15 protein-coding genes and 1 tRNA gene are annotated in these 13,529 nt (G+C 64.3%); 8 read left to right on the top strand and 8 right to left on the bottom strand.

Going from position 1 to position 13,529, the window contains the following annotated elements:
- The first annotated feature begins 149 nt into the window (after positions 1-149).
- Positions 150-641, top strand: a complete 492-nt coding sequence (locus ABIB45_RS12865) for an SRPBCC domain-containing protein (protein ID WP_354216237.1) — start codon at positions 150-152, stop codon at positions 639-641.
- A 203-nt stretch (positions 642-844) separates the two neighbouring features.
- The gene (locus ABIB45_RS12860; protein ID WP_502909218.1) at positions 845-2,194 is read left to right on the top strand and encodes an FAD-binding oxidoreductase; all 1,350 of its coding nucleotides are present in this window, start codon (positions 845-847) and stop codon (positions 2,192-2,194) included.
- A gap of 12 nt (positions 2,195-2,206) precedes the next feature.
- On the opposite strand, the gene ABIB45_RS12855 is transcribed toward ABIB45_RS12860, so the two are convergent.
- From ABIB45_RS12855 to ABIB45_RS12840, 4 genes are all read right to left on the bottom strand, one after another.
- Positions 2,207-3,625 (bottom strand): DUF4032 domain-containing protein, encoded by a 1,419-nt coding sequence (locus tag ABIB45_RS12855; protein WP_354216235.1) that lies wholly within the window; start codon positions 3,623-3,625, stop codon positions 2,207-2,209.
- Positions 3,626-3,774: 149 nt separating this feature from the next.
- The gene (locus ABIB45_RS12850) at positions 3,775-4,857 is read right to left on the bottom strand and encodes an ABC transporter ATP-binding protein (protein ID WP_354216234.1); all 1,083 of its coding nucleotides are present in this window, start codon (positions 4,855-4,857) and stop codon (positions 3,775-3,777) included.
- Positions 4,858-5,090: 233 nt separating this feature from the next.
- Positions 5,091-5,921 carry a trehalose-phosphatase gene (gene otsB / locus ABIB45_RS12845; RefSeq protein WP_354216233.1) on the bottom strand — a complete coding sequence of 277 codons (831 nt, stop codon included), beginning with the start codon at positions 5,919-5,921 and terminating at the stop codon, positions 5,091-5,093.
- Positions 5,911-7,413, bottom strand: coding sequence for an alpha,alpha-trehalose-phosphate synthase (UDP-forming) (locus ABIB45_RS12840; protein WP_354216232.1), 1,503 nt, complete (start codon positions 7,411-7,413; stop codon positions 5,911-5,913). Before ABIB45_RS12840 ends, otsB begins: the two co-directional genes overlap by 11 nt.
- 179 nt (positions 7,414-7,592) lie before the next feature.
- Here ABIB45_RS12840 and ABIB45_RS12835 point away from each other — a divergent pair, with 179 nt between their 5' ends.
- Entirely contained in the window at positions 7,593-8,483 is an 891-nt protein-coding gene (locus ABIB45_RS12835; protein WP_354216231.1) for a DsbA family protein, read from the top strand.
- A 162-nt stretch (positions 8,484-8,645) separates the two neighbouring features.
- A tRNA-Thr gene (locus ABIB45_RS12830) sits at positions 8,646-8,722 on the top strand.
- 3 nt (positions 8,723-8,725) lie between these two features.
- Here the strand turns inward: ABIB45_RS12830 and ABIB45_RS12825 are convergent.
- Positions 8,726-8,974, bottom strand: a complete 249-nt coding sequence (locus ABIB45_RS12825) for a hypothetical protein (RefSeq protein ID WP_354216230.1) — start codon at positions 8,972-8,974, stop codon at positions 8,726-8,728.
- A gap of 442 nt (positions 8,975-9,416) precedes the next feature.
- On the opposite strand from ABIB45_RS12825, the gene ABIB45_RS12820 reads away from it, so the two are divergent.
- Both ABIB45_RS12820 and ABIB45_RS12815 read left to right on the top strand, forming a co-directional pair.
- Positions 9,417-9,719, top strand: coding sequence for a DUF4193 domain-containing protein (locus ABIB45_RS12820; RefSeq protein ID WP_354216229.1), 303 nt, complete (start codon positions 9,417-9,419; stop codon positions 9,717-9,719).
- A 310-nt stretch (positions 9,720-10,029) separates the two neighbouring features.
- Complete coding sequence (locus tag ABIB45_RS12815) at positions 10,030-10,578, top strand: AMIN-like domain-containing (lipo)protein (RefSeq protein ID WP_354216228.1); 549 nt, start codon at positions 10,030-10,032, stop codon at positions 10,576-10,578.
- Positions 10,579-10,775: 197 nt separating this feature from the next.
- On the opposite strand, the gene ABIB45_RS12810 is transcribed toward ABIB45_RS12815, so the two are convergent.
- A complete protein-coding gene (locus tag ABIB45_RS12810) occupies positions 10,776-11,252 on the bottom strand; it encodes a DoxX family protein (protein WP_354216227.1) in 477 nt (158 codons plus the stop codon).
- A gap of 202 nt (positions 11,253-11,454) precedes the next feature.
- Here ABIB45_RS12810 and ABIB45_RS12805 point away from each other — a divergent pair, with 202 nt between their 5' ends.
- Complete coding sequence (locus tag ABIB45_RS12805) at positions 11,455-11,934, top strand: Dps family protein (protein WP_354216226.1); 480 nt, start codon at positions 11,455-11,457, stop codon at positions 11,932-11,934.
- 123 nt (positions 11,935-12,057) lie between these two features.
- Here the strand turns inward: ABIB45_RS12805 and ABIB45_RS12800 are convergent, their stop codons facing one another.
- The gene (locus ABIB45_RS12800; RefSeq protein ID WP_354216225.1) at positions 12,058-12,258 is read right to left on the bottom strand and encodes a hypothetical protein; all 201 of its coding nucleotides are present in this window, start codon (positions 12,256-12,258) and stop codon (positions 12,058-12,060) included.
- A gap of 14 nt (positions 12,259-12,272) precedes the next feature.
- Between ABIB45_RS12800 and ABIB45_RS12795 the strand changes: the two genes are divergently transcribed.
- Positions 12,273-12,812 carry a TetR/AcrR family transcriptional regulator gene (locus ABIB45_RS12795; RefSeq protein WP_354216224.1) on the top strand — a complete coding sequence of 180 codons (540 nt, stop codon included), beginning with the start codon at positions 12,273-12,275 and terminating at the stop codon, positions 12,810-12,812.
- A gap of 129 nt (positions 12,813-12,941) precedes the next feature.
- Here the strand turns inward: ABIB45_RS12795 and ABIB45_RS12790 are convergent, their stop codons facing one another.
- Positions 12,942-13,487: a TspO/MBR family protein gene (locus ABIB45_RS12790; RefSeq protein WP_354216223.1), complete on the bottom strand. Its 546-nt coding sequence runs from the start codon at positions 13,485-13,487 to the stop codon at positions 12,942-12,944.
- Positions 13,488-13,529: the final 42 nt, after the last annotated feature.

Raw genomic sequence — 13,529 nt, 5'->3', positions numbered from 1 at the left:
AGGTCACCGCCGGAACACTATTACCGGTCGAGAGCCCCCGAACACCACGTGTCCGGGGGCTCTCCCACGTTAACCACCCACCCACACAACCACCCAAACCAGCACCAAGCGAGAGAGCGTTGGGGGAGGTCCGCGTAGAGTTGACGTCCATGGATAACCTTTTCAGTCACTCGGGCGACGCGCTCGCCGTCCCCGCAGAGCCCACGGCGAGCCTGGAACCTGTCGTCTATGCGGTGACGGTGCCGGGCCCGGTAGCTCAAGCCTTTGCCGGGTTCACGGACCACACCCATTTGTGGTGGCCGCTGGAATCACATGGCGTGTACGGGGCTGGCTCCTACGTCGAGTTTGAAGAGAACCTCATCCTGGAAACGGCTGACGACGGCAGGACCGCTGTCTGGGGCACCCTCGATGACTGGCAGCCGCCCCTGTCCTTCCACGCGTCCTGGCACCCCGGGACCACCGCGCTCTGGTCGACCGAGCTGAGGGTGGCCTTCAGGGCGGTGCCGGATGGAACGGAACTGCGCTTGGTCCATGACGGCTGGGAAGGCGCCGAGGACCCGGCCGCCACACGTGCCTCCTACGCCGCGGACTGGCCCACAGTACTCGACCGCTTCGTGAGGTTCATGGGCGGGGCGAACTAGCAGCAGCGCAAGCCACGGGCACTGAGCAGTCAGGGATCATGCGGGCGGTACGGCAGTGCTGGACCTGTCCAGGAACTGGGTGGGGAACTCCGGACATCCGCGGTCGAGCCGCGGACGTTGTCCCCACGCACTCGAGGGTACGTCGCCCTAGACTGGGGGGAACGACGACGACGGGAGGCTGCGTGGGCAGCTTGGTTGAAGAGCTGGTGGGGGCGGTCGGCGTAGAACAGGTCAGCGCCGAGAAGGCAGCGCTGGCCAGGTATGCCGTGGACCAGGCCCCGGTCCTGGAATTCCAACTGCCCGAAGCCGTGGTCTTCGCCCGGTCGACGGCGGATGTCCAGGCTGTGGTCAGGCTGTGCGGCGCCCAAGGGATTTCCGTGGTGGCCCGCGGAGCCGGGACCGGTGTTTCCGGCGGCGCGCACGCGAGCCGGAACAGCGTTGTCCTGTCACTGGAACGGATGAACCGCATTCTTGATCTGAACCCCGATGACGAGACCGCCGTCGTCGAACCCGGGGTGGTAAACGCGGCTCTCAACGAGGCCGCGGCTCCCTACGGGCTGATGTACGCGCCGGATCCGGCGAGCTTCCGCTCCTCAACCATCGGCGGCAACGTTGCCACCAACGCGGGGGGACTGCGCTGCGCAAAGTATGGCGTGACCAGGGACTCGGTCTTGGCACTGGACGTGGTGCTGGCCGACGGGTCCCTGATCCACACTGGCCACCAGACATTCAAGGGCGTTGCAGGCTACGACCTGACGAGCCTGTTCGTCGGCTCGGAGGGGACGCTGGGGATCGTGGTGGGGGCAACGGTGCGGCTCAAGTACCTGCCCCGTGATGTGCAGACCATCGCCGCGTTCTACCCAGGCTTCAGGGAGGCCGCCGCGGGTGTCCTCGCGGTGGGCCGGGCCCGTGTGCAGCCGGCCATTATGGAACTGCTCGACGGCGGCACGCTGGCACAGCTGGACGTGCTCCACGGCTCGGACCTGAGTTCGCGGGGCGGTTCGCTGCTCCTGATCCAGACTGATGGGTTCGGCGCTGCGGCGGAGGCCGACATCGTCCGTTCCGTTCTGGCCGCCGGCGGCGCAACGGTGAGTACCGAATCCACGGCGGAAGCCGAGCAGCTCGTGGAGCTCCGCCGGAACAGCCGTGGCGCCGAGGTGGACGACCAGTACTGTGTGGGCGAGGACGTCGCCGTGCCGCGCTCACGCCTGGTGGACTATGTTGCCGAGCTCGAAGACCTGGCTGCCAGGCATGACGTAAACCTTAAGGTGGTGGCGCACGCGGGCGACGGCAACCTGCACCCCACGTTCTGGATTGACCGCGCGGACAAGGCAGTGGATGCAGAGGCCATGGAGCGGCTGAACCTGGCCCTGGATGCCTCCGTCGCGGCCGCCCTGGAGATGGGTGGCACCATCACCGGGGAGCACGGGATCGGGCAGTATAAACTGCGCTGGCTGGGTCTGGAACAGCCGGAACCGGTCCGGGGCCTCCAGCGTAGGATCAAGGAACTCTTTGACCCTACCGGCATCCTGAACCCCGGCAAGGCCATCTAGGCTCGGTTTGGCTTAGTCGTCGACGTCCGGGTATTCCTCGGCGGCTTCGTCCGCCCCGTACCTGGACTCCTCGGTTTCCACTTCAAGAATCTTGATCATGTCCGTATCCGGGTTGAGCATGATGGCCGCCTCATCGCGGCGGTGGCGCAGGACGGAATCGATGTAGGACTGCACAGCCTCCGCGAGTGGTATGTGGCGTGAATGTTCCTCGGACATGTACCAGCGGTGCTCCAGGACCTCATGCACGGCCTCCGCCGGCTCCAGCTTGCGGGACAGGTCGCGGGGGATCGAACGCACAATCGGCTCGAAGACCTGGCTGACCCACAGGTGCGCGCTGTATTCCTCGTCCATCCCCGGGTTGTTGTCCGCGCGGAAGGTGTCCATGTCATTGAGCAGGCGCCTGGCTTGGTTCTCCTGGGCATCCAGTCCGGTCAGGCGCAGCAGCCGGCGCATGTGGTGGCCCGCGTCCACCACCTTGGGCTGGAGCTGGATGCTGGAACCGTTCTGGGTGGTCTTGATGGCGTATTCCTCGACGTCGAACCCGAGTTCGTTGAGCCGCCGGATGCGGGCCGCCACCCGCCAGCGTTCGCCGAGCTCGAAGGATTCCTTCTCCGTCAGCTCCGCCCAGAGCCGGCGGTAGCTTTCCATGATGAGTTCGCTGGTGGCCACGGGGTCCACCTTCTCCTCGATCAGGCCGCCATCGAGGAGGTCCATCAGCTCGCCGGCGATGTTGACCCGGGCGATCTCGAGGTCGTACTCGCGCTGGCCGGTGGACAGATCGGGGTAGAGCTCGCCGGTTTCGGCGTCCACCAGGTAGGCGGCGAACGCGCCGGCATCGCGGCGGAACAGCGTGTTGGACAGCGAGACGTCGCCCCAGTAGAAGCCGATGAGGTGCAGCCTGACCATCAGCAGCGCCTGGGCGTCGATAAGGCGGGTCAGGGTGTCCTTGCGCAGCATCTGCGAGAACAGCGCGCGGTACGGCATGGAGAACTTCAGGTGGCGCGTGACCAGCACGGGGTTCAGGGGGCGGCCGTCCAGGGTGGTGCGGCCGGTGATGACTGCTACCGGGACAACGCAGGGGACATCCAGGCGGGCCAGCTTGCGGAGCATGTGGTATTCGTGGCGGGCAATATGTTCGGACGTTTCCTTGATGGCGATAACGGAGCCGCCCAAGTGCGCGAAACGCACGATGTGCCGGGAGATGCCTCGGGGGAGCGCCGCCAGGTTTTCCGATGGCCAGTCCTCCAGTGCGATGTGCCACGGCAGGTCCAAAAGTTCAGGATCCGCGGATGCAGCGGTGATATTGAGCGAGCTGGAGATGGCAAGGTTTTTGTCATCCTTGGCGCTCGCTGCCTCGATGCGCGGCAGTTTGCCCACCTGCGCGTAGTCCGTGGGCTCGTCGTGCCACTGGGCATTGTGTTCATCGCTCATGGGTCAATTCTTCCGTACATCGGGGGGCCAAGGGCAAAGTGCCCAGAACGAACGACGGCGGCCCTCCCGTTAAGGGGGAGGGCCGCCGTCGTTATTGCTTTGGTTTTGCCCGGGGTTTCGACAGGCTCAACCACCGTAAACTGGGGCGGTCAGTCGCCCAGGCGCAGGCCGGTCTTGGTGTCGAACAGGTGCACGTGGCCCGACTGCGGCCGGACGTAGATGGTCTCACCCTTCATCGGGGGGCGGCGGCCGTCGACGCGGGCCACGATGTCGTGGTCCTTGCCGTCCAGTGTGGTGTGGCCGTAGACGTAAGCGTCAGCACCGAGTTCTTCAACAACATCGACCTCGACCTGGAGACCCTCACCTTGCGCGGCCTGCTCCAGGTCCTCGGGGCGTGAACCCAGGGTGACGGTGCTGCCGTGGGCCTCTTCGAGGACATTGCGCGGCACGGGGTAGACCGTCCCGCCGAACTGGACGCCGCCGTCGACGACTGGGAGTTCGAGCAGGTTCATGGCGGGGGAGCCGATGAAGCCGGCAACGAAGACGTTCTTGGGCTTGTCGTAGAGGTGGCGGGGGGTGTCAACCTGCATCAGCAGGCCGTCCTTGAGGACTGCGACGCGGTCGCCCATGGTCATGGCTTCAACCTGGTCGTGGGTGACGTAAACGGTGGTGACGCCCAGGCGGCGGGTCAGGGAGGCGATCTGCGTACGCGTCTGGACACGCAGCTTGGCGTCCAGGTTGGAAAGCGGTTCGTCCATAAGGAACACCTGCGGGTTACGCACGATGGCGCGGCCCATGGCAACACGCTGGCGCTGGCCGCCGGAAAGTGCCTTCGGCTTGCGGTCCAGGTACGGTTCAAGGTCAAGAAGCTTGGCGGCTTCGCGGACACGCTCGGCGCGCTCCTCCTTGGAGACGCCGGCGATCTTCAACGCGAAGCCCATGTTGTCCGCAACAGTCATGTGCGGGTACAGCGCGTAGTTCTGGAAAACCATCGCGATGTCGCGGTCCTTCGGCGGAACGTCGGTGACGTCGCGGTCGCCAATCAGGATCCGGCCGGCATTGACGTCCTCGAGGCCCGCGAGCATGCGCAGGGAGGTGGACTTGCCGCAACCGGAGGGTCCAACCAGGACCAGAAATTCGCCATCGGCGATTTCAATGTTGAGCTTGTCAACAGCGGGCTTCTCTGTGCCCGGGTACAGACGCGTAGCGTTATCAAAAGTAACTGTAGCCACAGTTATCAGTCCCTTCACCGGCAGGTACGTGCCGGACGATCCGTAGTGAATGGTTCATGTAATTCAGTTATCCACGGCATTGCAGCCGTGTACTCCCCGGCCGAAGCCGAGGAGTATCGCTTGACGCCGCACGGTTCTGTGCGCCACGTCACAAACAAGAGTATGTCAGACGAATTGCTTATTGTTTCAAATGTTACGGAGGTCACATGCGAGGTTGGCCATGCTGGGCCATCTCAGGCGTGGCCTGGTTCCTCTTCGGCCACAGCCAGGCTGCGTTCCTGCAGGAGGGCTTCAAGCAGTTCCGCGACATGGGCCGGCGCCTCCACCCGGAATTCCGCCTGGGTGAAGTCCAGTCCCACTTTGACGCCGACATCACCGGCTTCCAGGCGTGCCAAGGCGTCCTCGTCCGTGACGTCGTCACCGGCGAAAAGGACCGCGGTGGCCCCGGTGATCTGTCGCAGGAACGTCAGGCCCTCGCCTTTGGATGCGTTCACCACCGAAGTTTCCAGGACCCGCTTGCCGTTCTTCAGGAAAACGCCTTTGCGCTCCTGGAGGACCGAACGGGCCGCGGCCACGGCGTCCTCGGCAACATCGTCTTTAGCCAGGCGGGTGTGCAGGACCACGCCGGCGGGTTTGTCTTCGAGCAGCGTGCCCGGAGCCTGCTCAACAATTTCCTCCAGGACGCCACGGACTTCGGCGAGCAGCAGGCGCTGGCCATCATCCAGGGTCAGTTCCGCGGAGTCGGGGCCCAGCCAGGCTTCGGCGCCGTGGCTGCCGATCAGCAGCGTGTCCACCGGCGGCGAAGCCACCGCTCGCAGGCTGGCGAGGGCCCGTCCTGAGAGGAGAGCCGTCGTCGTCCTCGGAAGGGCGGCCAGCCCGGCAAACGCCGCGGCGGAGCGCGGAAGGGGGCGGGCGTCGCCGGCCCGGTCAACGATCGGGGAGATGGTGCCGTCGAAGTCCAGGGCCACGAGCAGGTGTTCCGTCCGGGCGATCCGACGGGCGGCCTCCCGGAGTTCCGGAGACAGGGTAAGCGGGTCCTTGGCGGGCCGGGGATCAGGAGTCATCGCGGACAACTTTCTCGTTCAGGGCCGCCAGGAAGTCAGCTGACCAATGGTCGACGTCGTGCTCCAGGATCTGCTTGCGCATGGACCGCATCCGGCGCGCGGCGTCCCGGGGGGACATGTTAACGGCCCGCATGATGGTGTCTTTGAGGCCGTCAATATCGTGCGGATTCATCAGCAGGGCCTGCTTGAGCTGGTCCGCGGCGCCGGCGAACTCGCTGAGTACCAGGGCTCCGTCGTTGTCCTTGCGGGCCGTGACGTATTCCTTGGCGACGAGGTTCATGCCGTCCCGCAGGGCCGTGACCAGCATGACGTCGGCGGCGAGGTACAGCGCCACCATTTCCTCGACGGGATAACTGTGGTGGAGGTAGCGGACGGCGGTGTTCTGGATGGTGTCATACGTGCCGTTGATGTGGCCGACGGTACCCTCGATCTCCTCCCTCAGCAGCCGGTACTGCTCCACGCGTTCCCGGCTGGGGCTGGCCACCTGGATAAGGGTGGCGTCCGTGACGGCGAGCTTGCCTTCGTTCAGGAGTTCCTCGAAGGCCTTGAGCCGGTGGCGGATGCCCTTGGTGTAATCCAGTCGGTCAACGCCCAGGAGGATGGTCTTGGGGTTGCCGAGATCCTGGCGGATCTGGCGAGCGCGCTCGATGATGTCCGGATTGTGGGCCAGCTCGCTGATCTGTGCCACGTCAATGGAGATCGGGAAGGCCTGGGCTCTGGCGATGTGCGTAATTTTGCCGTCGTGGCCCTTCACGTGCACTTGCTGCTGCTTCACACTGGCGCCCAGGAACCGCCGCGCGGAGCGCATGAAGTTGCCGGCGTCGCTGGGGCGCTGGAAGCCTACGAGGTCTGCGCCCATCAGGCCGTCGATGATGGCACGCCGCCACGGCAGCTGGGCGAAGATTTCCGGCGGCGGGAAGGGGATGTGGTTGAAGAACCCGATCCTGAGGTCCGGCCGGGCCTCCCGCAGGAGCCGCGGTACCAGCTGCAGCTGGTAGTCCTGGACCCACACTGTGGCGCCCTCATCGGCATAGCGGACGACGGCGTCGGCGAACCTTTGATTTACCCTACGGTAGGCGTCCCACCAGGTCCGGTGGAACTCCGGCGGGGCGATGACGTCGTGATACAGCGGCCACAGGGTGGCGTTGGAGAAGCCCTCGTAGTAGAGCTCCACGTCGTCCGTGCTGAGCTGGATCGGGACCAGGTCCATGCCGCCATGGCTGAACGGCTCGACCGTTTCGTCCGGAGCACCGTGCCAACCCACCCATGCGCCGTCGGTCTTGGACATCATCGGGGCGAGGGCAGTCACCAAGCCGCCGGGGGAGCGGCGCCAGCCGGAGCCGTCGTCGCCGCTCTCACCCGGCGTGCTGCGGTCAACCGGCAGCCTGTTGGACACCACCATAAAGTCGTACTTTGTGGCCGGGCCGTGACCGCGCGTGGCCGCGCCGGGTTCGGGTTCGGCTGGTGATTTTTCTTGGACGGGTGTTTGCATTGCTGCTCCCTGGGTTTGTTCTTGGCTTTAAGCCACCTTAATAGGAGAGAATCTCCGCGGCTATTCGTCCGTTGGTTTTGAGGGCGGAATGCTTGAAGGGGCAAGCTCTCAGGTTTCTCCCCTAAAATGGTGGAGTTGCCACCGAGTGGACGCCCTATGTCAATCGACCCAAGGAACACATGAGCCCCGCAAATGACGCACGCAAGTCCAAAGCTGAGCGAACCTCGGAGGCGCGCGAGAAAGCCCGCCTGATCCGCGAGGCCCAGCTGAAGAAGGACAAGCGCAATAAGCTGCTGATCGGCTGGGGCATTGTGGTGGCCGTGGTGGCCATCCTTGCGGTGGTGGCCCTTGTGGTGACCACAACCATGCGGCAGAACGCCCCCGTTGCCGACCAAGGACCCATGCCGGCCAACGGCAACGTCAACGGTGGAATTACGTTGCTCGCCAATACCGACGTGGCGAAGCTGGAACCGGCCACCGTTGATGCCGCGTCCGTGGGAGAACCGCCGCAGACTGTCCCGGCGGAAGTCGTCGCCCCTGGTGCCGAGGCTGAAGCCGGCAAGCCCGTGAAGGTGGTCCTCTACGTGGACTTCATCTGCCCGGTCTGCAAGAACTTCGAGGTGCAGTACAACGCGCAGCTGACAACGCTGCGCAACGAAGGCAAGATCACCGTGGAATACCGCGCCCTCGGCTTCCTGGACAACCGGTCCTCGACGAACTACTCATCGCGCGCGGCCAACGCCGCAGCCTGCGTTGTGAACGAATCCCCGGAAAAGTACGCGGAGTTTGTTGACTCGCTGTTCGCGAACCAGCCTGCCGAAGGCTCCGCGGGGATCTCTGACGACAAACTCAAGACCATGGCCACGGACATCGGCGCCAAGCCCATTGACAGCTGCATCGATGAGAAGACTTACCGCCCGTTCGTGAAGTTCACTACCAAGCAGGCTGCCGCCATTGGCGTCACCGGCACGCCCACAGTGTTCGTTGACGGCCAGCAGTGGGGCAAGGGCGCCAGCGCACAGACCCCGTTCCCGGACTTCCTGCAGGCAGCGATCGCCGCAAAGGGCTGATCTGCCCGGGTCGCTGACATTGCATGGCCCGGCCCCGGATTCACTCCGGGGCCGGGCCATTGTCATTATCTCCTTGCGGCGAGGCCGGCCCATTTTTACGAGCGGGCGGACTTGGGCTAACCTTATCTAGCGCCGTTCTGGCGTACGCCCCGATTGGGGTGCGCCTCCTTAGCTCAGTTGGCCAGAGCACCGCTCTTGTAAAGCGGGGGTCGTCAGTTCGAATCTGACAGGAGGCTCCAGAGCTACCCGTGGGGTCTGACAGTGAGCACTACGAGGTGAGGTTGGCTCCCGTTGCGGTCGGTCAGGTTCATGCTGGAATCGTACTCGCCGTCAGCCCCGAAGAAGCCGAGTATCTCACCCTCATTGGAACCGCGCCCATGCAACAGCACCACCAGTGGTGCAGACGGGTCAGTTGATCCGGCGGTTGCCACAACATGCCGGAAGCCTGCGATAAGCACTTCTGCTGCATTGGGTTTATCGGGGAGGCTCATAGTGCTCCTGACGGGCGTACTTCGAATCAGAAGGTTTAGTTGAAGATACAATGAGTAGACCGTGTCCCGGCAGAACTGTCAACTGCGCGGCGCCGACTAACCTGTGGGCGATTCTTCGACGAAGGCGCGTTCACTGCGATGTACGCGTTTTCGTCGTCGGCAGACGGGGCATGTTCGCTCCAGTCATCGCGGACATCGCGTTCAACTTTTCCAGTCGCAATGAGTTTGCGCGCATGGCTCAATGCTTTGCGGTTGAGTTTGGCGGCCACGATGCCTCCCCCGGGCCCAACATGGAATGCTGGCTACTGCAGCTTAACCCCGCGCTGGCCAATAGAATCTGTCCGGTTTCGCGGGCTATTGCTTAACTACCGGTCTTATGACCTAAACTGCTTCACTGAGGCGCCTGAAATGGTGCCGCGCAGCAACGAAAGTGAACCCCGTTATGGCTACCGATTACGACGCTCCACGCAAGACGGATGACGAGTCTTCCGCCGAATCACTGGAGGCCCTGCAGGCATCCCGCGGCGGAAATGCCCAGACCGCAGTCATCGATGTCGAGGAGACCGATACGGCTGAGGGTATTGACCTCCCCGGCGCCGATCTCTCCGGCGAAGAGTTGACCGTTGTTGTTGTTCCCGAGCAGTCCGATGAGTTTACGTGCGCATCATGCTTCCTGGTCCGCCACCAGTCCCAGGTCGCGCGTGAAAAGAACGGCATAAAGTACTGCATCGAATGCGAAGGCTGAAAGATTCCACGCCCTGCAGCGTGAAAAAGTGCCCCGTCAGGTCCGGCCCGACGGGGCATTCGCGTCTTCACGGCGGCTGGTGCGGAACACCCGGGCGGGGCCGGCCCGGCGTCGTTATCACGAGTAACGGTGGAGTGCAGAAATGGTGTTAAAAGCGTTTCTTTCTGCTCCAATTGCGCCGCCGAAGTACTCCGGCGTGACCCGCGGCAGCCGCGTTTAACGGTTCCGTGCCGAAGCGGCCACAACCCTGCCTAAAGGCCTTCGATGCTCCTACGCTTGAGCTACCTAATCACTCGAAGGGTGGCCCACAATGAAAAAGATTCACACGTGGCTGACAGTCATTCTGATGGCTGTCGGATTGGGTTTCCTGGCTCCGGGGCCCGCCTCGGCAGCCACATCGTATTGCGGACTCGCCTGGGGGTCGCTGGCTGAAACAGACCCGGCGATGAGCACCGCATCCGTCACCAATGTCCGGACGGGGCAGCACTACTGCTTCGACAGGATGGTGGTTGATCTCAACGGCCCTGTTGCCGGCTACACGGTTCGGTATGTTCCGGTCGTGGTCCAGGACGGTTCAGGTTTTGAAATCCCGCTGCTGGGTTCTGCATTCCTCCAGGTAACTGTGAACGCACCGTCCTATGACAGCAATGGCAACGTCACGTACAGCCCGGCGGCTAAGGCCGAACTGTCCGACGTTTCGGGCTACCAGACCTTCCGTCAGGTGGCTTCTGCAGGCAGCTTCGAAGGCTACACGAGCATCGGCCTGGGCGTCCGCGCCCGACTCCCGTTCCGGGCCTTCACCATGGCTGGCCCTGGTTCCGGATCGCGCCTGGTGGTGGATGTAGCGCACTTCTGGTGACGGTCAGTGCGCCGACGAAATGCCGTTGAGGACAAAATGGGAAACCCCAACAGGATGCCTTGCCCGGATGCCTTCCGGGCAAGGCGCCTTGTGCGCTCACGGCAAAGCTCGCACGCTCGCGACAGGTTTGCACGCTCACGGCAGAGCAACCAGCCGCTGATGGGCGGTATCGGATTTTGTGAAGTCCGACGGCGGAGCTAGGCCGGGCGGCTGCCCTTGCGCAGGGCGGTGCGCAGTTCCCTCCACGCTCCGCTGGACCACAGCGCCCACGCGACCAGCACTGGCTGGAAGAACAACCGCAAGAGCCGGTCACGGTCCGTGTTCAATCCGAAGGCGTCCGCCCCCGTCATATACTGCGAGATGTTGCCGGGGAAGATCAGGATGAAGAACGCTGCTGCCAGCAGCCCCACCGGGACGCGGCGCTTCCGCAGGGCGATCAATGCGGCGCCAAGGCTGATTTCAACCACGCCGGATGCCAGCACTACAAAGTCCTTGTCCAGCGGGAACCAGGGCGGGACCTGCGCCTGAAATTCCTGCCGCGCCACGGTGAGGTGGCTCATGCCGGCGAAGGCCAGCGAACCGCCCAGGGCGAATGCGCCGATCAGCCGCGGCACCGTGACCTTCCCGGCGGGGCGGGTGAGGAGGCGGGTCAGTGCTGTCCGGTTACGGGTCACGAGTGAAACGTAGCATGAATTCGCGCCTTGTCTACCTGCTGGTAACTTCCTGCCTGTGGAGTACAGGAGGGCCGCGATGAAGCCCACCCTTGGGCGCTGCCGGACAGCTTAGTAAGCTTACTGAGAAATCGTGTCTGTCCAGATGTCACGGCCCCGGCCGGACTGATAGCGTCGGTATTACTGGACCAATCGAGGAGGATTCATGAAAGCTTCACCGACCCTGACCAACAACCTGCAGGCCGTACTTACCGACCTGATCGAGCTGCACATCCAAGGCAAGCAGGCCCACTGGAACATCGTGGGAACCAACTTCCGGGACCTGCACCTGCAGCTGGACGAAATCGTTGATGCCGCGCGCGCGTTCGCGGACGACATGGCCGAGCGGATGCGTGCCCTCCATGCCCTGCCGGACGGCCGCAGCGCCACCGTGGCCAAGTCCACCTCGCTGGCTCAGTTCCCCGAGGGTCTCATTAGCACCAAGGACGCCATCGAGCGGATCGTGGCTGCGCTTGAGGCTGCGGTAGGGACCATGCGCAAGGTCCATGACGAGGTGGAAGAAGAGGATCCCACCACCGCTGACCTGCTGCACGAATTCATCGCCAAACTGGAGCAGTACGCGTGGATGGTTAACGCTGAGACCATGAAGGCCTCGGCAAGCGTCACTGCGCCCGACGCGAAGTAGCAGTCCGACGCGCGCCTTGGCTTTGCCCGCCGTGGCGCACGGACGGCCCGGTGCCGGTACCTTTTCCGTCACCGGGCCCACTTGTGCGACCGCGCCGCGCCCGCCGGAGCCGCGCCGCAGTGCCTAGTCCGCCGTCGGAATCTTCCGGAGTGCGACGGCGCTGATGGCCGCCGCGCCGGCCATCAGTACCAGCGCAATTGCGGCAGTGATGTGGACGCCCGAATGAAAGGCGAGGCGCGCCGCTGCGCGGAGCCCCTCGCCGAGCGGAGCAGGCAGGCCCGCCGCCAGCTCCATGGCTCCCGCGAGTGTTGGGGTGCCGACCATGCATGATGGAAGCCATGCCCAGGAAACCCGTAGCCCGCGATGCTGTCCTCGACGCTTTTGAAGACCTCTTGATCGGCGTGGGGGAGCGGGCTGCCACGTTGGATGCCGTGGCCAAGCGGGCCGGCGTGTCCAAAGGCGGCCTGCTGTACCACTTTCCTAATAAGGAAGCGCTGATCACAGCCATGTTGGAGCGTCTGGATTCCCTCGCCGGGGAGGATCTTGCCCTCATGGCAGCGGCGCCGGAAGGCGCGGCGGCCTACTTCATCCGGTCCTCGCTCTGGTCCGACTCGCCGATGGACCGCTCCTTCCTCGCCGCCAGCCGGCTGGCGGAAGTGGCCCATGTGGAGGCCAGGCGCCGGTTCGCTGCCATCCAGCGGCAGTGGCTGGACCTGATCGCCGCGGACGTTGGCAGCGGGATGGCCAAGGCCGTGCTGTATATGGGGGACGGGTTGTATCTCAACGCCATGTGGGAAGGCGGGCCGGCGTCGAGTTCGGATGGCCTGAAGGGCGACGGGGACGTGCTCCTGGCCGCGGTGGAGCGGCTCCGCAGCTGATTTTGCTCAATCGTTCGGCCGGGCCCTGGTGCGGCCCGCCTATATCCGTAGGCGGCGGCGCCCAGCACCGGAATGATGGTGCAGAATTCGACGGCCCTCCTGTGTGCGGGGCCACGCTGCGGAACCGGGTTAGTTGTTCAACGCGGCCCAAAGGTTGAGCGAGGACGCGAACACAATCCAGGTGATGTAAGGCAACAACAGGAGTCCGGCCGGCCGGCTGATGGAGCCGAAGCGGACCACCGTAACGGTCACTGCCACAATGAGCGCCAGGATGATGGCAAATGCCAGCCAGAGAGCAGAAGTGCCGATCAGCGGATACAGGCTGAAGAAAGTGGGCGTCCACACTAGGTTGAGGCACAACTGCACGCCGTATATGACCAGCGCCGGCCGGGATGCCGGACTGTGGCGGCGCCAGGCCAGCCAGGCGGCCACCGCCATGGCCGTGTAGAGGACTGTCCACACCGGGCCGAACAGCCAGTTGGGTGGCGACCAGGGGGCTTTGTCAGCGCCGACATACCAGCCATTGACGTTGTTGATGGTGGCAAACGCACCCAGCCACGCGACCAGCGCGGAGGCTGCCAGGAACAGCAGGAGCGCAACCGCCTGGGCGCCGGGCCCGCGTTTCAGGCTGGCATCCCTGTGCCTCTCGACGGACTTTTCCGGGCGTAACTTCATGTGTCAACCCTTGCGAAGCGGGGCCTGCGAGTCAAGCCGCCA

It is taken from the genome of Arthrobacter sp. UYCo732 (assembly GCF_040547265.1).
GTDB lineage: Bacteria > Actinomycetota > Actinomycetes > Actinomycetales > Micrococcaceae > Arthrobacter.
The sequence above is the reverse complement of the archived record's forward strand: the minus strand, read 5'-3'. Positions and strand labels throughout refer to the sequence as shown.

Bases quoted from the DNA above. Each gene is read 5' to 3' on its own strand.
- ABIB45_RS12865 (WP_354216237.1), top strand. From the start codon at position 150: ATGGATAACCTTTTCAGTCACTCGGGCGACGCGCTCGCCGTCCCCGCA.
- ABIB45_RS12855 (WP_354216235.1), bottom strand. From the start codon at position 3,625: ATGAGCGATGAACACAATGCCCAGTGGCACGACGAGCCCACGGACTAC.
- otsB (WP_354216233.1), bottom strand. From the start codon at position 5,921: ATGACTCCTGATCCCCGGCCCGCCAAGGACCCGCTTACCCTGTCTCCG.
- ABIB45_RS12840 (WP_354216232.1), bottom strand. From the start codon at position 7,413: ATGCAAACACCCGTCCAAGAAAAATCACCAGCCGAACCCGAACCCGGC.
- ABIB45_RS12835 (WP_354216231.1), top strand. From the start codon at position 7,593: ATGAGCCCCGCAAATGACGCACGCAAGTCCAAAGCTGAGCGAACCTCG.
- ABIB45_RS12825 (WP_354216230.1), bottom strand. From the start codon at position 8,974: ATGAGCCTCCCCGATAAACCCAATGCAGCAGAAGTGCTTATCGCAGGC.
- ABIB45_RS12820 (WP_354216229.1), top strand. From the start codon at position 9,417: ATGGCTACCGATTACGACGCTCCACGCAAGACGGATGACGAGTCTTCC.
- ABIB45_RS12815 (WP_354216228.1), top strand. From the start codon at position 10,030: ATGAAAAAGATTCACACGTGGCTGACAGTCATTCTGATGGCTGTCGGA.
- ABIB45_RS12805 (WP_354216226.1), top strand. From the start codon at position 11,455: ATGAAAGCTTCACCGACCCTGACCAACAACCTGCAGGCCGTACTTACC.
- ABIB45_RS12800 (WP_354216225.1), bottom strand. From the start codon at position 12,258: ATGGTCGGCACCCCAACACTCGCGGGAGCCATGGAGCTGGCGGCGGGC.
- ABIB45_RS12795 (WP_354216224.1), top strand. From the start codon at position 12,273: ATGCCCAGGAAACCCGTAGCCCGCGATGCTGTCCTCGACGCTTTTGAA.
- ABIB45_RS12790 (WP_354216223.1), bottom strand. From the start codon at position 13,487: ATGAAGTTACGCCCGGAAAAGTCCGTCGAGAGGCACAGGGATGCCAGC.